Genomic DNA, 23293 nt, shown 5'->3' on the forward strand with positions numbered 1-23293 from the left:
AGGCGGCGCAGGCCGTTCATTCATGGAACGGGTCACCCGTGGCCGAACGGTCAGGAGACGGTGACCGTCGCCCAACCGCGGTAGAAGGTGTGCTCCGACAGCTTCAGGTACTTGCCGTTGGCGTCCTTGGCGGCCGCCTCCGGCTTGTGCGTGATGACCGTGCGCGCGGCATCGGCGAAGTACATGGGGTAGGAACCACCGCTGAGTGTGTCGGTTGTGGTGGCCTCGGAGAAGAAGAGGTGGTCGATCTTGCTGTTGCGCTGGTCGAGCTGCGCCGGGGACAGGTCGACGGTGGTGGACTGGCCGCTCCGGCAGGTCTTGGCGGGGGCGACGCAGTCCGGATCCGTCATGGTCCAGTAGCCGGGGTCGGGGCCGGCGCTGCCGTCGGGGTCGTTGTCGTCGGTGGTGTCGGCTTCGTAGAACCGGCCGATGCCCCCGCCCGGCGCTGCGTCGGGGCGGTAGAAGCTGTCCAGGACCGGGCCCTTGTGCGGCTGCGGGACAGCGTTGAAGTCTCCGCCCACCACGACGACCTTGCCGGCGTCGATGTCCGCGTCGAGTTCGGAGGCGAGGCGCGCCGCCTGGGCGGAACGGGCCCGGTCACCGACGCCCTTGGCGTCGTCGAAGGCGCGCAGGTGCACGCTGCAGCCCTTCACCTTGCCGGGGACGCCGACGAGGGTCACGTCGTGGCAGAGGGCGTTGAACGTCCGCGGCAGGGGGAGCGGGTTGCCGTTGTTGTCGATCTGGCGCTTCTCGCCTCCGAGGGGGATCTCCTCCTTGGGGCCCAGCGCGCCACGGGCACCGAGGACCTGGCCGATCCAGCAGCGCGTGTCGTCGTTGTTCGGGTCGCTGTCCATGTTCACCGAACAGTCGGACGCACCACAGGACGGGTAGTTGGTGAGCAGGGGCGTGAAGCTGAACTCGTAGGTGCCCGCGTACTTGCTCTTGAACCACTCGTACTGCGAGTGGCACACCTCCTGCAGCATGAGGAGGTGCGGCGACGGGAAGTCGGCGATCTGCTTCTCGATGTGGTGCAGCAGGTCGGTGCCGCCCTTGTTGCAGAAGCCGCCGCACATGTTGAAGGTGACTGCCCGGAGCTGGACCTGGGTACCGGGCCCGGCGTCGGACGCCGCGTCCGCCGTCGTGCGCTTCGTGTCCGTCACCGCCGTGCGGTCCGCCCGCAGCCGGTCCACCCCGCTCTGGGCCAGACCCGCCATCAGGACGACGGAGAGGGCGACCACGAAGGCCGCCAGAATCCCGCGTACTCTCATCGTTCTCCTTGTGCCGAACGTGTCAAAGGCGATGATCTTAAACGCCGCGTGAACATGTCACGCGAGGCGGCCAGAACTCGGGCCGTTCATGGTCGTCCCGGCTGCTGGGGCATGGTGAAGGGCTCCAGCTCGTCGAGGGCACGGCCGGCCCTCGAAACGCCGGAGGCGCAGGTCACGCGCGACACCGACAAGCTCGCAAGCCAAGAAGGCAGGGGTGGGAGCGACCATGCCGCTCCCACCCCTGCCCCTGCTGGTGCGTCACACCGGCAGCAACTCCCACTGCCTGCCCCGGTGGTCGCCCTCCGCCCGGCGCTGCGTGATCACCACTGGCGCGTTGGTTTCGACGCCCAGAAGCAGACCGCTGTTCCGGTTCACGATCTCGTAGACCCGGGGGCCGTCGGTCACGGTGCCCACCGGGATCAGCCGCCACTGCTGATGGTGTGCCTCGTCGCCTTCGTACGCGCGCTGCGCCACCACCGCCCCGGCCCTCCCCCGGGCTTCGTCGACCTCCAGGACCTTCCCGCTGCGCACGTTTTCCATCGTGTACACCACGTCGCCGCTGTCGCTCTCCCCGGCTACGACCAACCGCCACCGCTGTGACGGGCGGGGAACGGCGAGCGACTGCCGGATCGTGGCCCCTTCCTTGAGCGACTCCCGCGAGACCCCGATCCTCAGCCGGCTGCGGACGCTCGCCCAGGAAACCACCGTGCCCGAGGCGGGCAGTTCCGCCATGGCGGCGGTCGCGACCTTCCGGACGCGGTTGTTGACGTAGTCGGCGATGTAGAGGGCGCCGACGCGGTCGACCGCGAGCCCGAACGGGTAGTTCAGCTCTGCGGAGGTGGCGGGGCCACCGTCGCCGCTGAAGCCGTCGGAGCCGGTGCCCGCGACCGTACTGATCGTGCCGTCCCCGGCGACCCTGCGGACCCGGTGGTTGTTGTGGTCGGAGATGTAGAGGGTGCCGGTGCTGTCGGCCACCACGCTCAGGGGGAAGTCCAGCTTCGCGGAGGTGGCGGGGCCGCCGTCGCCGCTGAAGCCGTCGGTGCCCGTGCCCGCGACCGTACTGATCGTGCCGTCCCCGGCGACCTTGCGGACTCGGTGGTTCTCGGCATCGGTGATGTAGAGGGCGCCGGCGCCGTCCACCGCGACGCCGTACGGGCCGTTCAGCTCGGCCGCGGTGGCAGGCCCGCCGTCGCCGGAGAATCCCGGGGTCCCGGTCCCGGCGACCGTGCGGATCTGCCCGTCCGGTGTGATCCGTCTGACCCGGTGGTTGTCGGTATCGGCGATGTAGAGGTTGCCGGCGCGGTCGACCGCGACCCCGTACGGACAGTTCAACTCTGCGGCGCCGGCCGGACCGTCGTCCCCGCTGAACCCGGCGGTGCCCGTGCCGGCGACCGTGTCGATCTGTCCGTCGGCCGTGACCTTACGGATGCGGTGGTTCTCGGAATCGGCGATGTAGAGGTTCCCGGCGCGGTCGACCGCCACCTCGCGCGGGCTGTCCAGCTGTGCTGAGAGGGCAGGGCCGTGATCGCCTCCGAATCCAGCGGTACCGGTCCCCGCCACCGTGCGGATCCTGCCGTCCGTGGTGACCTTCCGGACTTGGTGGTTGTTGTGGTCGGAGACGTAGAGGGTGCCCGTGGTGTCCATCGCGAGGCCGTAGGGACGGTCGAGGCGGGCCGCGACAGCGGGCCCGTCGTCTCCTGTGGCCCCGGCATCTCCGGTACCGGCGACCGTGGTGATCTCGGGGGCGAGGTCTTCGCCCTCTGTTGCTGCTGTCGGGGCCTTGCTCATCATCATCTCCTCACCGTGTGCCGGCCGGCCAGGACGGAGGCCTCGCCGATGGTGTCCGAAGGCCGCAGGAGCGGCAGGCGGTGAGCGCGCACGCGCGGGGGCGTCGTGGCGATCACGCGTCGACCGTGTACTGCAGGGTCATCTGGGTGCCGTTGCGCGTGATGACGACGGGCACCGGGATCCCGGCTCGCTTGCCGGCGAGTACCGCGCCGAGGGATGCCGCCGACGTGACGGGCCGGCCGTCGACGGAGGTGATGATGTCCTTGTCCTTGAACCCTGCGGCGGCGGCATTCAGATCGGGATCGACGAAACGAACCCGGGCGCCTCCTCCCCCGGGGACGCTGCTGACATACCCGCCGAAGGCCCCGGGGGTGCCCTGGGTGATGTTGACGGTCCAGTCCACCGTCACGCCTTCGAAGGTGAGAGTGCCGGTGTACCGGCCGCCTGCCATGGGCGCGTCGTCCGTGGCGACGACGTCAACCTTGAAGGGCCGGCTCCAGATCCAGTTGTTGCTCTGCAGCGAGAAGCCGGCGGACGAGCCGTCGGGGGCAAGGGTCACGGGGCAGCTCATGCCGCTGCACCAGGGGTCCACCCGGACGATGCGCGTGTACTGCGGAGCTTGGATCCTCACGTGCCCCGGGCTTGAGCGGACCCGCCCGTCCGGCGGGAACTCGACCGTCCTTGCCGGGCCCGGGGCATCGAGATCAGGGACGGACGACGGAGGCGTCGGCGCACGGAGCGCCGTGACCGTACCAGGGGCGGCCTCGGCAGTGGCACCGGGGGCCGGCCCTCCGAGGAACAAGGTCGCTCCCAGCGCGAGCACCGTGCATGCCGCCGTGGACCTGCGCATGAATTCTCCTCACTTCGAACGCACAAAGCAGTTGATCGATGACCGGGTGGATGGGCGTTCCGCCTGCCCGAACCGGTGCCGCAGCACGGAGCCGGCCGCCGGGGGGGGACCCGGGTTACCGCGGTTGCCGGGTTCCGCACCCGGGCCGCATCCGGACGCCGTACACCGGACGGCAGTTCGGTGACCCGTTGCGGAGAGGCCGCTGTCGTTGTTTCAACCCAGGACTTATCGGGTTCGGAAGCGGCGGTGGAGGTTGCGGGCCACGTACACGCCCGCTCCTCCGAAGCCGATGATGTCGACGCGTCCGTCGCCGGTGACGTCGGCGAGGAAGCGGGGGTGGTGGCCGACCCGCCAGGCGCCGGCGTCGTCGTCGTACCCGAAGCCCCTGCAGACGAATTGGGCCTGGTCGAACGTGCCGTCGCCGCGGTTGTGCGCCACCCAGACTCCTTCGTCGCCGAAGCCGACGATGTCGGGGGCGCCGTCACCGGTCACATCGGCGAGGAAGCGCAGGTGCTTCTTCGCCGTCCATCCCTGTGCGGTCCCGAAGTCGTTCAGGACGAGCTTCGGGGGCTCGAAGGTGCCGTCGCCGAGGCCGCGTGCGACGACGACTCCGTGGGGGCCGAAACCGACGATGTCCGTCGCCCCGCCGCCGGTGGTCCGCAGCAGGAACCGGGGGTGCTCGTCGGGCGAGGCCCATCCCTGGTCGGTGCCGAAGTCGTCGAGGACGTACAGGGGCTCGGCGAAGGTGCCGTCTCCGTCCTGGAGGGAGATCCAGACGCCGTCGTCGTGGCAGCCGACGATGTCGAGCCGGCCGCTGCCGGTGGTGTCCGCGAGGAAGCGGGGGTGCTTGTCCGCCCGCCACCCGCCGGCCTTCTCGTCGTGGCCGAACGCCCGGAGCGCGGGCTCGTCGGGCAGTGGCGCGAACCTTCCGTCTTGGCCTTGGAGGGAGATCCGGACGCCGTCGTCGTGGCAGCCGACGATGTCGAGCCGGCCGCTGCCGGTGGTGTCCGCGAGGAAGCGGGGGTGCTTGTCCGCCCGCCACCCGCCGGCCTGATCGCCGTGGCCGAACGCCTTGAGGGCCGGCTCGCCGACGGCGGGCGCGAAGGTCCCGTCCTCGTCCTGGGGGGACACCCGCACGCCATCGGCTGCCAGCACCACCATGTCGGGCCTGCCTTCACCCGTGATGTCGGCGAGGGTCCACAGGTCCGCGGGACTCGGGGAGGACGCGGGCGGGTGCAGGACGCGCTCCTCGTCCTCGAACGTGCCGTCACCTCGCGCGGCCGCCGTCACCACCCCCTTGGCCGGCTTGAGCGCGACGATGTCCGCCGGCGCCTTGCCGGAGGTGGCGGCGAGGAACCGCGCGCCGATCCCGGCCCACGAGTCCGGCTGTCCGCCGGGCCGGGGCGCGGCTCCTTCGCTCTTCCAGCCCCCGGCGTCCTGGTCGCTTCCGAAGCGGCCGAGGACCAGCAGCAGGTCGCTGAACGAGGGCGTCGCGCCGGGTACGGGCCGCAGCGCCGCCGAGGGAGCCAGCCGCCAGGACCGCCGGCCGTTCCAGTGCCCCAGTCCCGCCCAGCGCAGCACAGGGTCGCCGACGCGCTCGGGCTCGGCCGGTACGAGACGCCACCGCTGGCTCTCCGCGTCCTCGTCGTACGTGCGGAGGACGACCGGGGTGCCGTGTTCGGCGGACGCGCCGGAACCGGTGTCGAGGTCGAGGACGGTGTCGTCGGCCGCGCTCTCGATGAAGTAGAGGGCGGCTTCGCCCTCGACGGGGACGAGGCGCCACTGCTGGGTCCTCCTGCCGTCGGCCGCGTCCTGCTGACGGACGCCGCCCGCGGTGGCGGGCCGCTCCAGGACCTTCCCGCCGCTCGCGTTGCGGATCACGCAGACCCGCTCGTCCTGTGCGGACGGAACGGGGACGATTTGCCACCGCTCCGCGGCCGGACCGCCCTCGGGGTGGTCACGGACGACGAGCGCCCCGTCCACACCGGGCACTCCTGGGGCACCGAGGGTCTTCCCCGTGACGGCGTTGACGATCTCCAGTTTCAGTTCTTCCGTGGGCACGGGCATCGTGGTGCCTCTTCCAGGCGGTGCGGACGGTGGCTCGGGACGGGTGTCGTACGGCGAGGGCCGCGCATCACGTGAAGACGTGGTGGTACGGGACGTTCCACTCGCTGGGCAGGCGCGGGTAGAACGTGTTGATGACCGTGCCGGTGAAGTCCCCGCCCCAGTTGTAGGTGAGCCGGACCTCGCTGTCGGTGGTCACCGCGTGGTCCTCGAAGCCGAGGATGGTGTCGGGATGGGTGATGGGCACGAAGGTGATGCCGCCCCACGGCGTGACCGTGACGACCCAGAGCTGGGTGTCCTCGGGTGCGCCGTTCTTCCCCCGCCACTTCTCTCCGACCTTGTCGGGCAGGCCGACCTGGACGGTGTCGGCCGTGCTCCGGGGCGCGTCCTGGTGGACGGTGATCCGCCTGCGCCGCGGCTTGGGCGTGCCGTCGTCGCCGCGTCCGGTGTCGGTTCCGCCCGCGCCGGCGGGCGTCGGCGTCGCCTGGCCGGCGGCGCTCTCGATGAAGTACAGGGGCCGCTGTCCGAAGAAACCGGCGGGAGTGACGTGCCAGAGGTGACCCTTGGCCTCCTTGACGGTCTCGTCGAGGGCCGTGGCCAGCTGGACGCCCTTGTCGTGGCTCTCCTCCCCCAGCTCCGTGGGTCGCAGATAACCACCGTTGAAGGCGTGGACGAGCATCACCGGACGGTTCTCCACCAGTGCCGCCACGATCGCGTTGTCATAACTGTTCACCGCCACCGGGCCGCCGACCACCAGATTGGACATCGCCGTGCGCTCTTGGGTGTACATCGCGAAAACCTCACCTGTTCTGACTGGGGGAGAACAATGCCGGAAACAATCGCCGCAAGAAAGGCAGCCCACGGCAATGCCCGAGGCCACGGTACCCACGGCACAGAGCTCCGAAAACTCCTCGATGGAGTGATACCTCTTGCAGAAAGGTCACTTCACCGGCGTTTCGGAAGCGGTTTCCGAAAATCGATCACTCGATGGAGCGGGACCCACGAATACGTCTTCTCGACCTGGTGGAGAGGGAGGTAATTTCGCGTGCCGGAATACGTGCGTTTCGGTTCGCATTTCACCGAGCGTCGCGGTTCGGCCGAGGACATTCAAGGACGGGTAGATGCCTTCCACCGCATACAGCCTGGTCGACGCCAAGCGTCAGCCGCTGACGAAGAAGAACCTGCGGGAACTCGACATCGAGCAGATCTGGCAGGCCATCCTGAACCATCCCAACCTGGTCTACGTCGACCCCTCCGGCGTGAAGCACAAGCCTGTCGGGTTCTCGGTGAACAAGTCGAGCTTCGGCACGTTCTCGGGGACCGCGTTCGAGCGGGGCTGGCTCGCCTACATGAACCTCGGGGAGCCGCTGATCGAGGTGCGGGGTGACATCGCCCAGCCGCCGCCCGACACGTTCTCCTCCCGCACCTACGTCAACCGCAGCAGCGATGAGATGACCTTCACCGACTCGGTCGACTTCACCGTCTCCAACGGGGTCACCTGGTCACTTCACGGCGACGCCAAACTCACCTTCGGCGGCAGCATCGGGGCCTCGCTCCAGCTGCAGCTGCAGAACCAGCTCCGCCTGGACCTGCAGTCACAGCTCGCGGCGTCGTGCCAGAACGGGACGGCGAACAAGAACGCGAACACGGTGACCAACAAGAACAGCAAGGACAGTGTCGGCGTCGACAACGCCAACACCACCGAGACATCGGCGAGCAGCTCAGCGACGAACTCCTCGTCGAACACGATGACGAACTCGGTGGGCTTCACGACCACCGGCAGCGCCACCGGAAACGCTTCTCTCAACGCCCAGTTGGCCCTGGGCATCGCCGCCACCGTCGGCGGTTCGCTCAACACCAGCTGGGCCTCGAAGTCGCAGATCTCCGGCAAGGTGCCGGCGAACTCCCGCGTGCAGACCATCGTCACCCAGCGGCGCACCCGCAAGCAGTACACCTACGAGATCCCGGTGACCTTCTCCGGACTGATCGCGGTCCAGTACGCCGTGCCGGTCGCGGTCCTCTCCCCTCCGCAGCCCGGCACCTATCCCGGCCTCAGCCACATGGTCGCCCGCGACATCGGCGACATCGACCTGGCGCCCGGCGGCTTCCGCATGAAGGGCCTGGCCGAGGTCGTCTCCGCCCTGGACGTCCACCACACCCTGCTCGACGTCGAGACCCTGACCGTCAGCCCGCAGACCCTCTACAAGCAGCCCTGACCACACGGCACCGCCGCCACGACGACAACCAGAGGTGACGATCATGGTGTTCGACAACATCTTCAACTCCGCCGGCAAGGGCGCGGGGCTCTTCTCCGTGACCACCGACAGCACGAAGCCCCGACCTGGTGAGGACGTCGACTTCGAGGACTCCGACGACACCACGTACGACGACACGAGCACCAGCCTGTTCGACAGCGCGATCCACGGCGCCTCCTCCCGCGCGAAGATCGTGCAGGAGACGTCGCCCGAAGCGCGGGCCGTCCTGGGCTTCCTCGGCTCCCTCGTCCAGACCACCCAGGCGTCCGCCGGCGAACAGGCCCGCTACGTCCAGGACCCCGGCTCGGTCACCAAGGCCGCGTCCGCCGGCATGAAGGACGCGAGGACGACGGTGGAGAACGACACCGACCTGCAGAAGGACGCCGACCTGCGGAGCAGGCCGACGAAGAGCGACTTCACGGCCCCCAGGACCCCGGAGGCACCCAGGGCCCCGGAGGCACCCAAGGCGCCCAAGGCGACCGCGGACAAGCCGTCCCGCTCCGAATAGGCCGGACGCGAGAGACGGGACGCCCGGACCGGGCCGGCGGTCCTCCCCCGGCGGGAAGGAGCTGCTCGGCGTCGCGGGCAGGATGTCGCGTGCTCGGCGAGACCGCTCGCGGCCCTCACCGGCGGGGGCGGGCGGAGCCGGCCGTCACGAGAGGGCGGCGTCCTCGACGGTGGGGTGGATCTCGAGCAGGGTGTCGAGTCCGGTGATCTCGCAGATCCTTCTGACCTGGGGCGAGGGACTGACGAGACGGAAGGCGCCGGCCCGGTGGGTGAGGACGAGCAGGTTCAGGAAGGCGGAGTCCGCGAAGGTGACGCCGGAGGCGTCCAGGACGACCTTGGGGTAGGTCGTGATCGCGTTCCGGAGCGCGGTCGCCAGGGGCGTGATCGAGTCCGTGTCGTAGTCGCCGCGGGCGGTGATCACACAGGCTCCGCCCCATTCGCGCCGCAGCACGCCGTCATCCTCCGCGGCATGCCGAGCAGAGCCTGCCGGTTGCGGTGTCCCGCCGGAGAGGGTCGGCAGGCCGGCGTCGTCCCAGGGCACCTTCGGGCTCCTTCCCGTGGCTCCCTCGAAGGAGCGACACGTCATCCAATGCATGAAAATTATGTCATGTAAAAGGTTTCCGGCAATGCCGGTCTCCTACAATGGCGGTCATGGTCGGAGTGCCTGAATCACATACCGGATGGACGTTCATCACCAGCCACGCCCGCGTCCTCGCGGCGATCGCCGACAACCCGAACGTGCGCGTCCGCGACATCGCCGCCCGCTGCCGGCTCACCGAGCGTGCCGTCGCGCGGATCATCTCGGACCTCGAGCAGGACGGTTACCTCTCCCACACCCGCGAGGGGCGCACGAACACCTATCGCATCGAGCCCGACAAGGTGCTGCGCCACCCGGCCGAAGCGGGACTGACCGTGGCCTCCCTGCTCTCCCTGCTCGTGCAGGACGAGTCCGACCGCGCCAACACACCGGCCGCCCAGTCCTGAGCAGCGCCCCCTCCCGGCCGTCGGCGCGGGCGGACGGCACGCCGGCCTCCACCCCCTGCCATCACGGGTATGGAAGCCATCGCCAGGACTTCGAGCAGACGCCGCCCGCACTCCGGGGAACCAGCCCCGTACACGCCGAGGCCCGCCCGCAGGTTGCTCCTGAGGCCGGGGCACCTCGCGGCGCACCAGCCGGACCGCGACAGACGTCAGGTGGTCGGCCGGGTGAGGGCGTCGATGGCGATATGTGGTGGCGGACGGAGCCGACGCGCACAAGGATGCGATCATGGACTCGGACGAGCGGACCAACGAAGCAGTGCCGACTCGGTGGACCCCTTCCACCGTCCACCCCGACATGTGGGTCGATCCGGACGACGACCCGCGCGAGACGGAAGTCGAGACGCTCGACGAGCGGGGCAAGCTGCTGGAGAGCCTGCGCCACTTCCGCCTGACCATCGAGATGAAGTGTGCGGGCCTGGACGCCGGGCAGATGGCCCGGCGCTCCGTACCGCCGTCGACCATGTCCCTGCTCGGGCTGGTGCGGCACATGGCCGAGGACGAACGGCACTTCCGCCGGATGGCCGGCGAGGACTCGCCCAGGATCTACCGCACCCCTGAAGACCGTGACGGCGACTGGAACGGCGCGGTCGCCGACCCGGCGGTCGTGGAGGACGCCTGGCGGCAGTGGCGAGCCGAGAGCGAGGTGACCGACCGCTTCATCGCGAGCTTCGACGCCCTCGGCACGCGGACCGGGGAGGCGCCGCTGCGCGAGATCCTGGTGGCACAGATCACCGAGTACGCGCGGCACTGCGGCCACGCCGACCTTCTTCGCGAGCGGATCGACGGCCGAGTAGGCCAGTGATCACGTCCCGCCGGACAGATCCGGGCGGCGGGAGAAGACGGCCTCGTCGAGGGAGCGCAGCACGGGCGGCTGCGGCCGCCGGAGGTGCCGGTGATCCCAGGCCTGCCCCACGGGCTGAATCATGGCTTCCACTTGAACCGAAAATCGAACATATGTTTTGGTGGGGGTGTGAAGCAGCGACCCTTCCCCCTCGATCTCGTCCAGACGCAGACCGCCTGGTCGGCCACCTACCGCGCCCTCGCAGCAGTGGGGCCGGGGGCGGGGACGGCGGTGTTGCGGCGGCGGTTGCTGCGGTTGTCCACCCGGCTGTGGTGGCACCCGTACTGGACGACGGCGGGAGCAGGGCCGGCGGCCCGCGTCGACCTGCGCGAGCACGCCCGCGGCGGCAGCGGGCGGGAGGCGGGTGCGGCATGACGGCGCGCAGTGTGATCATGCATGTACGGTGCCGGCCGGACGCCGGCGCCGAGACCTACCACCGGCTCCTCAAGGTCCTGGGGGCCGTCTCCCCCGTCGTACGGCCGCTCCCGCCCGGTGCCGCGCTCGTTCAGGCGGGCGGGGCGCTGCGTCTGCACCGCACCGATGCCGGCGCGGTGGCGGAGCGGGTGCGCGTCCGGGCTCTGCTGTACGCGGGCGCCGACGTACGCATCGGCGTCGTGGACACGTGGGCGACGGCCGCGACCGCCTCGGCCCACACGGGTGAGAGCGGGGTTCTGTGGCTGCCCGACGAGCACGCCGTACGGCAGTTCCTCGCCCCGCTCGGCGTCGAGGAGCCGCACGGCGTCGGCAGGAGATCCGCGCAGGAGCTCCGCCGGTACGGCCTCCACGCGATCGGCGCGCCGGCCGCGCAGCCGGAGAGCGTGGTGTGCCGGCTGCTCGGCCGGCAGGGCGGTGTGCAGCTCCGGGGGGCCCGCGGCATCGACCCGAGGGCGGTCGTCGCGCGCCGGCTGCCGGAGATCAGCTCGGTGTCACACGGGTTCGACCGGGACATGCTCGATCCGGTCCTGCTGCGTGCCGCGCTGCTGGACCTGGTCGTCAGCCTCGCCGAGCGTCTGCGCGCCCGCGACCAGGTCGCGGGCGGGCTGTCCCTGTCGGTGCGGCACGCCGGCGGCGGGACCGTGGAGAAGACCCGGCGCCTGCCTGCCGCGTCGCACCACACGGACGAGCTGCGGACGGTGCTGTGGCAGATCTGGGACGCGCTCGCTTTCCAGCGGGCCCGGATACGCGCCCTGACACTGACCGCCGAAGACCTGGCCTCCGCCGACTCCGGGCCCGGCACGCAGCTCTCCCTCGATCCGGCGCGGGAGGCACGCCACCGCGTCGAGCCCGTCCTCGACCGGATCAACGCGAAGTTCGGCCGCGCCGGCGTCCGATCTGCCGGCGCCTACCGCAGAGCCGGGTGACCCCGATGACCAGTCCTATCCCTGCGAACCTGCCGCCCGAGCTCTGCCCGGACAGCCGGCGCGGCCTGTGCGCCCGCTGCCGAAAGACCTGCCACCGCTACGGCCCCGGCGGCCGCCCCCTGTGCCGGCAGTGCCGGGCCGCCCTCCCGGCCCCCGTGCATCGGGTCGCCGCGCGGCCGCAGCCGCTCTCCCGGGCCTGAACGGTGCTCGACCTGCCCGACGATCTCAGCCGGCTGCGGACCCTGGAACGGCTGGCGCAGATCATCCTGCGCGACATCCAGCTGAAGATCAGCGAGGTCACGCGACGGGACGCGGAACTCCGCGCCCGGCGCCCGCTCCGAGAACGGCCCGCATGGCTCCTGTCCTACCGGCGCGAAGCCGGCCGGCCGGTACCCGACAGCATCCATGCCGGTGATTGCCCCCTGGCCGGCCACCACACCCGGCCCGTCACGCGCGACGAAGCCCGCCACGCGCTCGCCGAGGGCCACGTCACCGCGTGCGAGGTCTGCCGCGCCGACACCGAACTCGGCCTCCTCGGCTGATCACCGCAGGCGCCGGGCGCCCGGCCACAAGAGGGACGGGCCCGCTGCTGCTCCTCACGGCGGGGGGGAGAACCGTGAGGAGCAGCAGAGGCCCCATGCCACCATCCCGACACCCGTCTGCCCACCAACCCGCCCGTCATGCATGCCGCATCACACGGGTCCGACATACGCGCGTATCCGGCGTCGGCGCGCGAACCGTCACCGGCTCCGGCAGCGCACCGCCACGATGCTGAACGGCGGGCCGGAACAGAGCTGCTCCGCAAGCGCCGTCACCGGCCGGGTCCTCTTCGGGCCCGCCTCACGCATCGCCGCGCTCTTGCTCAGCGGCGGATGAACGTTGCCGCAGCAGCCGGTCGCGCCGCGGCCCTCCAGGGTGACGTCGTCGTAGCGGAACGGCCGGTCCTCCGGGGGCGGGGCTGGTCCGTCACGTGTCGGAGCCGGCGTCCGAGGTGCGTCGAGGGGCGCTGGTGCCGTGCCAGTCCAGGACGAGCGTGGTCGCGTCGTCGGGCAGGTGACCTTCGTAGGCGTCGTGGATCGCTTCCGTCAAGGCCTGTACCACCTCACGGGGATGGTCCTCGCGGGTGGCGTGGAGGAGAGCGGGCAGGTCCACGGCGCGGGCGCCGCGCTCCTGCATGCCGTCGGTGACCAGTACCAGGCGGTCACCGGGCAGCAGCTGAAGCTCCTGTGCCCGGTAGGTGACGGGGACGGGGATGCCGAAGGGGAGGTCGATCTTCATCGGCACTTCCTCCACCCGGCCCTCCCTTAGCCGCAGGGGCCACGGGTGGCCGGCGTTGACCAGTCGGCAGGTGCCGGTGTCCAGGGTGACGCGCAGCAGCTGGCCGGTGGTCATGCCGCGGCCGTAGGCGCGCACGGCCTCGTGCGCGGCCCGTGCCTGCCCGGTGATGTCGCTTCCGGCGCGGCGTGCGCCCCGCAGGGCGTTGACGGTGAGGGTGGCCAGCAGTGCGGAGTCGGTGTCGTGGCCCATGGCGTCGGTGATCGACAGGTGCAGGGTGTTCTGGTCGAGGGCGTAGTCGTACGTGTCACCGCCGATGTCGTCGGCCGGAACCAGACCGCCGGCCAGGGTGAACTGCGCCGCCTCGCAGCAGGGCGCCGAGGGCAGCAGCTGGTACTGGATCTCCGCCGCGAGGCTGGTCCGGGTCGTCCGTCTGCCCCGGTGGTAGAGGTCGGTGAAGCGGCGGTCGGTGACCACGATGTACGCCAGCGCGTGGGCCGCCTCCGCCAGCTGGTGGCGGGTGTCGTCGTCGACGGTGGGCAGGGACAGCTCCAGGACGCCGATGCAGTCCCCCCGGTTCGTGACCGGAGCGACCAGGCGGACCCCGCCGTCCTCGTCGGGTGCCTCGTGGATCCGCTGCTCGCGCAGGACCCGGTCGTACACGCTGCCCCGCAGCTGTCTGCGCTCCGGTCCGCCGTCCGCGGGCGGTTCGCCTGCGCGCGGCAGGCGGACCATCTCCCTCCCCATCAGGTCCACGAGCAGGAACGACACGACGCGCGCTCCGAACCGCTTCTCCAGGTTCCGGGCGACGACGTCGACCGACTCCACCGGCGAGGCGTCCTCCGCCGCGCGCAACACCCCGTCCAGTTCCACACGCCCACCGTCCATCCCGCACACCTTCCCCGGCTGGTCGCCCCCTCTTTCCCCCGAGCCGCCCACACCACTCCACTGCCGCAGCCACGGACAGCCATCCGCCCCCGGGGCCCCCGCCCGCGCCCCGGGCCCGTCGGAGCGGAGCCTGACGATCACGCCGAAGGTGAGGTCGTCACCGATCGTGGGCCGCCTGCCGCCGACCGACACCGTGGAAGAGGCCATGCCCCGGCGAACAGCGGAGCGTGGGGCCCGGGCGGACAGGGTGTGTCAGGTGAGGCCGAAACCGGCCCGGCCGTGCGCCGGGGGGAACTCCTACTGCCAGCCCATGTTGCCCTGCGCCGTGGTGGCGACGGGGGCGGATGTGGCAGCTGCCGTCGAGGCGGCGAACAGGGGGGCGACGAGGGCGAGCACGAGGACCGCGGTGGCCTGGGTGACGCGCATGCGAGACATGGGGTTCTTCCGTTCCTGAGCGTTGACGGTACGTCGGACACGTGTCCGGACGGGTGGCGCCCCGCGGTGGCGCTTTCCGGTCCGCGTGCCTCCGGGAGTGGTGTCCCTTCGGACAAGGACCACTTTCGCCGCACGCCGGTGGAGGTGAAAGGGCCTGCGCGTGGACGGAAACGGCAGCGGCCGTTTGTGTCCACCTGGAGTCGGAACCCCGGACGGTGTCAGGTCGCCCGTCACCGTCCGTCGAGGACGATGAGCGGGGCTTCCGCGCGCAGGAGAGTCCAGCCCGACAGTTCGGGGCGGCTCTCCAGCAGCCGGGCGCAGACGGCTGCCGCGCTCGTCTCCGCCCGGGCCAGCGAGTCGTTCAGGAGGAAGAGACCCAGCACCGGTGCCTGCGCGTCGCCGTGCACGCTGACGTGCTCCAGACCGTCCTCGGGGAGGGCGCACCCGTACACGAGGGCGCGCACGTCGGGTGGCAGTCCGCCGCCCTGGTCGGGCGGTTGCAGGTGCGCGTGCACGAGGTACATAACCCCTTCCTTCTTCCCGCCCACTGCGGGCATATGATGATCTTTTTGTGCTGGGGATACGTACTTCCGGGGGGAATTACATGCTGTCTGCACTGGGGCTCGACACGATGGCGGAGGCCGTCTACCGGGCCATGCTGGCCGCTCCGGGGGGCGGGGTCGCGGCTCTGGCCGCCCGTGTCGGCGCGACGGAACAACAGGTGCGGGACGGACTCGACGTCCTCAGCGAGCTCGCGCTGGTCCGGCCGTCGGCCGAGAACGGGGGGCTGCGCGCGGTCTCGCCGGACCTCGGGATGGAGGTCCTGATGGCCCGCCAGCAGGCCCGGATCGCCGCCCAGCAGCAGCGGCTGGAGGCCTCCCGCGCGGCGGCCGCCCAGTTGATCTCCGAGTACGCCGACCTGCGGCCGGCCGGTGCCAGCCCGGGAGTCGAGCAGTTGATCGGCCTGGACCGGATACGGGACCGTCTCGCGCGGCTGACGCGTGAGGTCCGCCATGAGGTGATGACGTTCGCGCCCGGCGGGCCCCAGACGGAGGAGAACATCGCCGCGTCCCGGCCGTTGGACGCCGAGCTGCTGGGGCGCGGGGTCCGGACCAGGGTGGTGTACCTGGACAGCGTCCGCCATCACAGGCCGACGGTGGAGTACGCGCGCTGGACGGCCTCGCTGGGCGGAGAGGTGCGCACCGCGGCTTCTCTGCCCACCCGTCTGATCATCGTGGACCGGTCGACCGCCGTGATCCCCGTGAGCAGTGAAGACACCGCGGGCGGCGCTGTCGTGCTGACCGGGCAGGGAACGCTGACCGCGCTGTGCGCACTGTACGAGAGCGTGTGGGCCACGGCGCACCCGCTCGGGGAGGCACCTGTCCGTGACGTCCACGGCCTGAGCGCGCAGGAGGCCGCCCTCGTCTCCCTCCTCTCCGAGGGGCACACGGACGAGACGATCGGCAAGCGGCTGGGGGTGTCCACGCGGACGGCCCGCCGCATCGCGAACGACCTCATGGAACGGCTGGGCGCGCGCAGCCGGTTCGAGGCGGGTGTCCGGGCGGTTCAGCACGGATGGCTGCCCGCGCAGCCGGACTGAGTGCGCCTCGCCCGGGGGATCGCTCCGGCCGGCCGGCGAGGGGACCGTGCGGACCGCTGAGGGGTGAGCAGGCATCGTGATCCCGGAATGGGTGGTGGCGGAGAGAGCGGTTCGTGGGGTGCGGAGCGGTGGTGCCGTCTCGTCGGCGCCGCCGGGCGACCCCAGTCTTTCCGCGTCCCGCCGCCGGGGGAAGCCGGGCCTCCTGGCCTGAAGAGGCCTGGACCGCAAGCGGCCAGACCAGCCGGTGTCCCGGCCGCCCCCCGGCACGGCCCGGTGACTCCTCGTACGGCGCGGCGGTGAGGAGCGTACCGGCGTATCGAGCTCTCCCGCCGACCGCCGACGCATCCCGCGCGTTCTCCCCGACCGAGCGGTCCTTCCCCGACCCTGACACCTGTTCAGCAGCCCGAGGCGCCTCGGGAGAGTGCGCCGGGAAGCCCACCCGGCCAGATCAGGCCAGGGACGCTTCCGGCCATCCGTACCCCCTTCCCCTCGCCTTCCCCGTGCGCCGAGAGTGGTGATCGCCGCCAGGGAGCGCAGCGTGACCCGGCCGGCACGCCGCAGGGCACGTCACCGCGGGACCCGTATCCGGAGTCCGACGCGACGTACCGGATCGCGGCCACCGACCACTTGGGTCCGTCGGGCCGGGAGCACGTCCTGGCAGGGATCACACCGCAGGGGAAGGGAGTCGTGATGGCTCAGCGTTCACGACAGTTCAGCAGACGTCAGATACTCGCCGCTTTCACGGGGGTGGCAGCGGCATGTGTGCTGCCGGAGTGCACCGTACTCAGCCGCCCGGCGTTCGCGGCGGACGGGGTCGCCTCCCTGCCCGCGGGATCCGGCCTGCCGGACACCGACCGCGGGCGGGTCGTCTGGGCGTACCGGACGGGCGGGCGCGCCGTCCGGGCCGCGGCCGCCGCGGCCCTGGTGGGGAGCGCGGCGGACGTGGCGGCGTTCCTCACGGAGAGGCTGCCCGCGGCCAGGGCCGAGGACAACCGGTTCACGCTGACGAGGTCGCTGGTGATGGCGGGCAGGGCGACCCGCGAGAGCATCGGCGCGGCGCTGTCCGGCGGCGCGGCGGCGGTCGAGGCCTACCTCATGGGCGGGTTCCAGAGCGCGGTGCGTGAGGATCTCAGGGTGGCCGTGACCACGGTCATGGCGCACGGTGGCCGTGCCGTGAAGCGAGAGGGCGCCGCCGCGCTGGACGCCGGCTCGGACTTCGCGCTCCGCGCCTTCCTGAGTGGGCGGCAGTTCACCGCTCAGGAGGAGGACGAGCGGGTGCGGGTGACGTCCATCCTCGTGACGGCGTCGCCGCAGGTGCGGGAGTACGCGAAGCGGGCGCTGGACGACGGGACGCCGCGGGCGATCCGGTGGTTCCTGGAGACGGGCCAGTACATCGCCCGTGCCCGTGACGAGGAAACGGCGACGATCCAGCAGCTGGTCAAGGTGGTCGAGGCGGAAGGGCAGCGCGCAGGCCGCAAGACGGACGAGGCCGTCGAGCTGTCCCAGCAGGCGGTCAAGGCCGCCGAGAACGCGAAGAAGGCGGCGCTGGAGGCGAAGGCCGAGGCCGAGGCCGCCGAGAACGACGTCCAGCGTTCCGCCAGGGCCGCGAACAAGGCGGCTCAGGCCGCCAGGGGCGCTGCGGCAGCCGCGGCGACCGCGGTGTCGGCCTCGCGGACCGCGCAGGCCGCCTCGCAGCGCTGCGTGGCCGCCGCGCAGGCCGCTGCCGCTGCGGCGGCGGCGGCTGGGCGGGCCGCGGCTGCGGCCTACCGCGCGGCGATCGGGGCCTCGAAGGACGCCGCGATGGCGGAGGCGGCCCGGACGGCGGCGCGGGCGGCGACGGCCATGGTCCAGTACGTCCGCACGGTGGCCCAGAAGGCGGGCCTCGCGGCCGTCGCCGCCGAAGCGGCCGAGGCCGCGGGCGCGGCCGCCGCCGGATCGGCGCTTAACGCGGCGTCGGCCGCGAGGGCCTCGGCCGACGCGGCCCTGGCCTCCGGCGCCGCGCAGTCCGAGGCCGCCGTCGCGCAGCGGGAAGCCGCCGTGGCGGAGGCCGCCGCCGCCAGGGCGACGCAGGCCGCGGCCAAGTCCCGCAGCCTGGCCGGGCAGGCGGCGGCTGCCGCCCACGTGGCGCGCGAAGCGGCCGAAAGCGCCGCCGACCACGCCGAGAAGGCTGCCGCGCGGGCTCTGGACGCGGCGAACCACGCCGGTCAGGCGGTCGACTACGCGAACCGGTCGACCGAGGCCGCCAACGCGGCCGTCGACGCGGCCACCAAGGCCGCCGCGGCGGTCGACAAGGCGCGCGAGGTGGAGCGGGCGGCGCGGGAGGCCGAAGCCGCCAGGCTGGCCGAGGAGACCGCCGAGGCGATCGAGCGGGCGCGGCTGGAGGCGGACGCGGAGTCGGGCCGGCTCGAACGGTACAACCGGGAGCGGACGCAGGAGGCGCGCCTGTCCGCGGATCTGCTCGCGCTCATCGCCTCCGCGGAGGCCGCGCTGCGGGACGGCAGGACCGCCGAGGCCGTGGCGGCCGGGCGCAAGGCCGCGATCGGCCTCGTCGACCGGTCCGGCACCTGGACCCGGCAGGCTGCGGAGTTCGCGCTGGCCGGCTCGGACGAGGACGTCGTCCACTGGATCGACGCCGACCGCCTCATCGCCCTGCGGCAGGACAACATCGAGAACGTGGCGGCCATGGCCGCGATCTCCACGAAGAACGTGGCGCTGGCCGCGGTGGACGTGCTCAGGACCGAGGACCACGCCAAGGTCCGGACGTTCCTGGAGAGCGGGGCGATCGAGGCGGCCAAGGAGGACAACCGGGTCGAGGTGACCACGGTCCTGGCCGACGAGACCACCGGTTCCGCGGTGCGGCGTGCGGCCGTGGCCGCACTGGAGGCCGGCACCGCCCGGGCCCTGCACGACTTCCTGCACGTCGAGCGCGCCAGGGCCGTCCACGAGGACGATCGGGTGGCGGCCACCACCCTGCTGCGGAACGGGGGCCCCTACGTCAAGGCGGCCGCCACCATCGCCCTCGAGGGCGACACGCACATGCTGCGCCAGTTCATCGGCACCACGCAGTACGAGTTCGCGCGGATCGACCACGACCACGCCACGCACATCAGCGCGGTCCGGGCGATGATCGCGGGCGCCGCCAAGACGGCCCAGGAGGCGCAGGAGAACGCGGCACGGGCTTCCGAGGCCGCCGCCCTGGCCCGTGACGCCGCCGCCAAGGCCACCGAGTGGGCCGAGCTCGCCAAGGGGTACGCCGCGGCCGCGAAGCTGTCCGCCGAGGAAGCGCGCAAGAACGCCGAGGCCGCCGAGGGGTCCGCGGCCGAGGCCGCCCGGTCCGCCGAGACCGCGCGTCAGGCGGCCGCGGCGGCACGTCAGGCGAGCAGTGTGGCCCGCAGCGCGGCGACCCGCGCCGTGCGATCGGCCACCGAGGCCGCTTCCCACGCCGCGAACGCCGCGGCTTCTGCCGCGGCGGCCCGCCAGGCGTCGCTCGCGGCGGGAGCGAGCGCCGACGCGGCCGCGCAGTCGGCACTGCGGGCCAAGCACCTCGTCCTCGAGGCCGCGAGGCAGGAGGCGATCCAGAAGGCGCTGGACAACGCGACGACCCCCATCAAGCCGGGCACGAACGGCCTGCCCGAGGGCGCCGAGAGCTGCCTGACGCCGTTCGGCAGGCCCATCGAGTCCGGCAACGGCAACAACCCGTGGGAACTGGGCTGGAGCTGGCTCACCGGCAAGGGCCCCACGTCGCAGTGCTTCGGCCCGAACGACGACTTCACCCGCGTCTACCGTGAGCACCAGCACACCCAGGAGGCGCTCGCCTTCTTCGCCAACCGTACGCGCACGGGTGAGTACGAGCTGGGCCACACGCTCAAGTACGACTACTCCCTCGGCGGGTTCGACGGTGCGTGGAAGTACCTCCAGGACTACGGGACGCTGTCCACGGCCGGACTCACGGGAAATCTCGCGTACACGTTCCTGGGGTCCCACCAGGTGCGGATGACGCCCATCCGCAAGAACGCGGACGGCTCCGTCGTGTGGCGGTACACCGCCTACAACGAGTCGGACATCGAGTCCGCGACCCACCCTCCGGTCATCGGCTACACGGACTGGTGGAGCAACAGCGTGGGTTCGCTCGTCGACAAGATCGTCGGCGACTCCGGTCCGATGTCACCCAAGACCCAGGTGATCGAGTTCGACGTCACGCTGGGCCCGTGACGCCCGGGAGGGCGGGTGCCGGGTGGCTCGCCGCCCTCCTGGCCGCCGCCGTCTCGCTCGTCTCGGGGTGCACGGCATCCGTCGACCCCGCCGAGCTGCCCGGCGTCTACCGCGACGACGGCACGGGTGCCCAGCTGCGGCTCGCGTCCGACGGGACGTTCTCCGCCGTGGACGTGGTGACGGACGGTTCCTCCGACCCGGCCGACTTCAGCGGCCGGTGGGAGTGGCTCGGTGACCGGGCGGGCGGCGACTTCGTCTACCTGTCGGTCGACAGCGGCGGGCTCGGCCCGGTCGCCGGCCTCCAGCTCTACCCGAGCGGGGGGAACACGGTGGAGTTCCGCCCGGACCCGGACGGACCGCCCTCCCTGAGGCTCTCCAGAACGGCGGCACCGTAGCGGCTGCCCGCCGCCCACCTCCCCTTCTTCGCACCAGCTTTGACCAAGGGGTCGCGGAGAACGCTCCCCCGACCCCGCCCCCGACGACACCAACTCCGACTCCGACTCCGACTCCGAGGAAATTCAGGACTGTGATGACTTCACGCAAGGCATGGACGCGCACGCTGGGAACCGCGACCGCGGCCGGTGCGCTGGCATGGGCCGTGCTGGCCGCGGGCCAGCCGTCCGCCGCCCCCACCAGCGAGCCCGTCGCCGAGACGGGCCCCGGGTACGCCATCGAGGACTACAACTATCCCGACGCCGACAAGATCCTGGCCCAGCAGGGAATCGACCTCAAGCGGGGCGACGGCCACATCGTGCTCGCCGACTGCCTCAGCGAGGAGAACCTCCTCAGGTTCCTCGCCCGCGGCCGGGCCGACGTGTGCTTCAAGGTCACCGCCGACGAGGGCTTCCTGACCCTGGAGCTCCCGTCCGTGCACGGGGTGCGCACCGACGATTCCGTCAACACCCACCTGGCGATGACCGCCGAGGAGGACCGCGTCGAGTACGACATCCCCGCGAAGACCTGGGAAGGGGTCGGCGAGTCCGTGGACAGCCGGGAGCACGTCCTGGTCGAGATCCGGGTCACCAAGTAGACCGCTCCGACCGCGAGGCACTCCCGATCCCCGTCGTGCCCCGTGTCACCGGCCGACCACGGGCCCCGTACCCGCCCGGCCGAATTCCGGGGCATGCGCCCACCGCATCCCGTTCCCGAAGGAAACCGCACATGTCTGCACTCCGTCCGCGCACCGCCCGCATCCCGGGTCTGCTCGTCACCACGACCGCCGTCGCCGCCGGCCTCGTTCCCGCCGGCGCCGCCCAGGCCGTCTCCGGCCCGGAGGCGGCGGCCGGCCCGTACGCCTCCGTCGTCAAGCTGACCATCGGCGACGAGGCGACCGGTCGCGGGTGCACCGGCTCCCTCGTCGACGCCTCGTGGGTCCTGACCGCTTCCAGCTGCTTCGCCGCGACGCCCGGCACCACGCTGCCGGCCGGTGTCCCCGCGCTGAAGTCCACCGTGACCCTCGGCGACGGCAAGCGGATCGAGGTCGCCGAGCTGGTCCCGCGCACCGACCGGGACGTCGTCATGGCCCGCCTCAGGACCCCCGCCACCGGCCCCGCCGGCATCACGACGGCGAGCGCCGCCCCGGCGGCGGACGCCGATCTGACCGCCGTGGGCCTCGGGCGGACGAAGACCGAATGGGCGCCGGGCAAGGCCCACACCGGCGCATTCACCCTGAACGCCTCCGACGCCACCACCCTGACCGTCACGGGGAAGGGCACCGACGCCATCTGCAAGGGCGACACCGGCGGGCCGCTCCTGAACGCCGCCGGCGAGCTCGTCGGCATCAACAGCCGGTCCTGGCAGGGCGGCTGCCTGGGCACCGACCCCGCGGAGACCCGTACCGGCGCCCTGGCGGCCCGCACCGACGGGCTGCGCGAGTGGATCGACGGGGTGCGGGCCACGACTCCGGGCTGGCAGACCAAGGCACTCGTGCAGGCGGGCACCAGCCTCTACCAGGCCGCCCGGCTCCCCGACGGCTCCTGGACCGGATACACCGACCTCCAGGCCAAGGTCGGCGGCCTGGGCGGGATCCGCAGCACCGCCGCCGCCGGTGTCAACGGGGACACCCACGTACTGGCCATCAGCACCAGCGGCGGCCTCTTCCACACCGTCCGCAGGCAGGACGGCACCTGGACCACCTTCGGTGACGTGTTCGGCGTGGCCAACGCCCTCGGCAACCTCACCCAGGTCTCCGCCGTCTCCATCGGCCACGACCTCCACGTCGTCGCCGTCGCCGACGGCAAGGCCTTCCACACCGTCCGCAACGGCGCGGGCAGCTGGACCCCCTTCCGCCAGATCAACGGCTCCCTCACGGGCGTGACCGCGGCGGCGACCGCCAGTGTCCGCGGTGAGCTCCACGTCGGCCTCGTCAGCGGCGGCAAGCCGTACCACACCATCCGCCAGACCAGCGGGACCTGGCTCGGCTGGGGCAACGTCGCCCAGGCCGTCGGCCCCACCGGACCGGTGACCTCCCTGAGCATGGCCGGCACCGGCGACGAGACCCACCTCGTCATCTCCACCGACAACGGCACCCGCCAGTACCACACCGTCCGCCACTTCAACGGGACCTGGGCACCCTGGGGTGACCTCAAGGGCATCCTGGGCGTGGTGACGGCCAAGTCCGTCTCCGCGGCCGCCGTCAACGGCGAGGTCCAGGTCGCCGTCACCACCACCGACGGCAAGCTGCTCCACACCACCCGCCACACCGACCGCACCTGGGACGCACCGGTGACGGCACCCCTCGTGGGAGTGCCCGCGGCCCCCGGCAATCTCGCCATCACCGCCACCTACACCGGCTGATCCCCGGGGCGGGCAGCACGCGGCCCCGAGCCGTGTGCCGGCACGCCGTCACACGGGGGCGGGCCCCCCCCCCGGGGGGGGGGGGGGGGCCCCCGCGGGCGGGTGCCCCCCG

Annotated in this window: 22 protein-coding genes; 12 read left to right on the forward strand and 10 right to left on the reverse strand. The window is 72.0% G+C overall.

The window, feature by feature from the left end:
* Window positions 1–50 precede the first annotated feature (50 nt).
* The 5 genes from ABTY40_RS28420 to ABTY40_RS28440 all read right to left on the reverse strand — a co-directional run bounded on the left by ABTY40_RS28420 (window position 51) and on the right by ABTY40_RS28440 (window position 6760).
* Window positions 51–1268 carry an endonuclease/exonuclease/phosphatase family protein gene (locus tag ABTY40_RS28420; RefSeq protein ID WP_352062128.1) on the reverse strand — a complete coding sequence of 406 codons (1218 nt, stop codon included), beginning with the start codon at window positions 1266–1268 and terminating at the stop codon, window positions 51–53.
* Between the two features lie 258 nt (window positions 1269–1526).
* Window positions 1527–3056, reverse strand: coding sequence for an NHL domain-containing protein (locus ABTY40_RS28425; protein ID WP_502990697.1), 1530 nt, complete (start codon window positions 3054–3056; stop codon window positions 1527–1529).
* A gap of 112 nt (window positions 3057–3168) precedes the next feature.
* Complete coding sequence (locus ABTY40_RS28430; protein WP_352062130.1) at window positions 3169–3687, reverse strand: PDZ domain-containing protein; 519 nt, start codon at window positions 3685–3687, stop codon at window positions 3169–3171.
* Between the two features lie 444 nt (window positions 3688–4131).
* Window positions 4132–5973: an FG-GAP-like repeat-containing protein gene (locus ABTY40_RS28435; protein ID WP_352062131.1), complete on the reverse strand. Its 1842-nt coding sequence runs from the start codon at window positions 5971–5973 to the stop codon at window positions 4132–4134.
* A gap of 67 nt (window positions 5974–6040) precedes the next feature.
* Window positions 6041–6760 carry a hypothetical protein gene (locus ABTY40_RS28440; protein ID WP_352062132.1) on the reverse strand — a complete coding sequence of 240 codons (720 nt, stop codon included), beginning with the start codon at window positions 6758–6760 and terminating at the stop codon, window positions 6041–6043.
* A gap of 331 nt (window positions 6761–7091) precedes the next feature.
* Here ABTY40_RS28440 and ABTY40_RS28445 point away from each other — a divergent pair, with 331 nt between their 5' ends.
* The gene (locus tag ABTY40_RS28445) at window positions 7092–8186 is read left to right on the forward strand and encodes a hypothetical protein (RefSeq protein ID WP_352062133.1); all 1095 of its coding nucleotides are present in this window, start codon (window positions 7092–7094) and stop codon (window positions 8184–8186) included.
* 43 nt (window positions 8187–8229) lie between these two features.
* Window positions 8230–8733: a hypothetical protein gene (locus tag ABTY40_RS28450; RefSeq protein WP_352062134.1), complete on the forward strand. Its 504-nt coding sequence runs from the start codon at window positions 8230–8232 to the stop codon at window positions 8731–8733.
* Window positions 8734–8877: 144 nt separating this feature from the next.
* On the opposite strand, the gene ABTY40_RS28455 is transcribed toward ABTY40_RS28450, so the two are convergent.
* Entirely contained in the window at window positions 8878–9183 is a 306-nt protein-coding gene (locus tag ABTY40_RS28455; RefSeq protein ID WP_352062135.1) for an STAS domain-containing protein, read from the reverse strand.
* Window positions 9184–9383: 200 nt separating this feature from the next.
* Here ABTY40_RS28455 and ABTY40_RS28460 point away from each other — a divergent pair, with 200 nt between their 5' ends.
* Both ABTY40_RS28460 and ABTY40_RS28465 read left to right on the forward strand, forming a co-directional pair.
* Window positions 9384–9716 carry a helix-turn-helix transcriptional regulator gene (locus ABTY40_RS28460; RefSeq protein ID WP_352062136.1) on the forward strand — a complete coding sequence of 111 codons (333 nt, stop codon included), beginning with the start codon at window positions 9384–9386 and terminating at the stop codon, window positions 9714–9716.
* A 283-nt stretch (window positions 9717–9999) separates the two neighbouring features.
* A complete protein-coding gene (locus ABTY40_RS28465; RefSeq protein ID WP_352062137.1) occupies window positions 10000–10575 on the forward strand; it encodes a DinB family protein in 576 nt (191 codons plus the stop codon).
* On the opposite strand, the gene ABTY40_RS28470 is transcribed toward ABTY40_RS28465, so the two are convergent.
* Window positions 10576–10698, reverse strand: coding sequence for a hypothetical protein (locus ABTY40_RS28470; protein ID WP_352062138.1), 123 nt, complete (start codon window positions 10696–10698; stop codon window positions 10576–10578). It abuts the gene before it with no gap.
* A gap of 45 nt (window positions 10699–10743) precedes the next feature.
* On the opposite strand from ABTY40_RS28470, the gene ABTY40_RS28475 reads away from it, so the two are divergent.
* From ABTY40_RS28475 to ABTY40_RS28485, 3 genes are all read left to right on the forward strand, one after another.
* Window positions 10744–10989 carry a DUF8825 domain-containing protein gene (locus ABTY40_RS28475; RefSeq protein WP_352062139.1) on the forward strand — a complete coding sequence of 82 codons (246 nt, stop codon included), beginning with the start codon at window positions 10744–10746 and terminating at the stop codon, window positions 10987–10989.
* Window positions 10986–11975: a DNA polymerase Y family protein gene (locus ABTY40_RS28480; RefSeq protein WP_352062140.1), complete on the forward strand. Its 990-nt coding sequence runs from the start codon at window positions 10986–10988 to the stop codon at window positions 11973–11975. Before ABTY40_RS28475 ends, ABTY40_RS28480 begins: the two co-directional genes overlap by 4 nt.
* Before the next feature lie 203 nt (window positions 11976–12178).
* Window positions 12179–12517 carry a DUF6233 domain-containing protein gene (locus ABTY40_RS28485; RefSeq protein WP_352062141.1) on the forward strand — a complete coding sequence of 113 codons (339 nt, stop codon included), beginning with the start codon at window positions 12179–12181 and terminating at the stop codon, window positions 12515–12517.
* A gap of 424 nt (window positions 12518–12941) precedes the next feature.
* On the opposite strand, the gene ABTY40_RS28490 is transcribed toward ABTY40_RS28485, so the two are convergent.
* From ABTY40_RS28490 to ABTY40_RS28500, 3 genes are all read right to left on the reverse strand, one after another.
* On the reverse strand, window positions 12942–14138 hold the full coding sequence (locus ABTY40_RS28490; RefSeq protein WP_352062142.1) for a PP2C family protein-serine/threonine phosphatase: 1197 nt from the start codon (window positions 14136–14138) through the stop codon (window positions 12942–12944).
* A 297-nt stretch (window positions 14139–14435) separates the two neighbouring features.
* Window positions 14436–14573 (reverse strand): hypothetical protein, encoded by a 138-nt coding sequence (locus tag ABTY40_RS28495; protein ID WP_352062143.1) that lies wholly within the window; start codon window positions 14571–14573, stop codon window positions 14436–14438.
* 230 nt (window positions 14574–14803) lie between these two features.
* Entirely contained in the window at window positions 14804–15097 is a 294-nt protein-coding gene (locus tag ABTY40_RS28500) for a hypothetical protein (RefSeq protein ID WP_352062144.1), read from the reverse strand.
* A gap of 80 nt (window positions 15098–15177) precedes the next feature.
* Between ABTY40_RS28500 and ABTY40_RS28505 the strand changes: the two genes are divergently transcribed.
* From ABTY40_RS28505 to ABTY40_RS28525, 5 genes are all read left to right on the forward strand, one after another.
* The gene (locus ABTY40_RS28505) at window positions 15178–16173 is read left to right on the forward strand and encodes a helix-turn-helix transcriptional regulator (protein ID WP_352062145.1); all 996 of its coding nucleotides are present in this window, start codon (window positions 15178–15180) and stop codon (window positions 16171–16173) included.
* Window positions 16174–16863: 690 nt separating this feature from the next.
* Window positions 16864–20385: an ALF repeat-containing protein gene (locus ABTY40_RS28510; RefSeq protein ID WP_352062146.1), complete on the forward strand. Its 3522-nt coding sequence runs from the start codon at window positions 16864–16866 to the stop codon at window positions 20383–20385.
* Window positions 20382–20780, forward strand: coding sequence for a hypothetical protein (locus ABTY40_RS28515; protein WP_352062147.1), 399 nt, complete (start codon window positions 20382–20384; stop codon window positions 20778–20780). The genes ABTY40_RS28510 and ABTY40_RS28515 overlap by 4 nt, the downstream gene beginning before the upstream one ends.
* A 134-nt stretch (window positions 20781–20914) precedes the next feature.
* Window positions 20915–21415, forward strand: coding sequence for a hypothetical protein (locus ABTY40_RS28520; RefSeq protein WP_352062148.1), 501 nt, complete (start codon window positions 20915–20917; stop codon window positions 21413–21415).
* A 131-nt stretch (window positions 21416–21546) separates the two neighbouring features.
* On the forward strand, window positions 21547–23181 hold the full coding sequence (locus tag ABTY40_RS28525) for a trypsin-like serine protease (RefSeq protein ID WP_352062149.1): 1635 nt from the start codon (window positions 21547–21549) through the stop codon (window positions 23179–23181).
* Window positions 23182–23293: the final 112 nt, after the last annotated feature.

The sequence above is a fragment of the Streptomyces sp. NPDC126503 genome (assembly GCF_040302405.1).
Lineage (GTDB): Bacteria > Actinomycetota > Actinomycetes > Streptomycetales > Streptomycetaceae > Streptomyces > Streptomyces gulbargensis.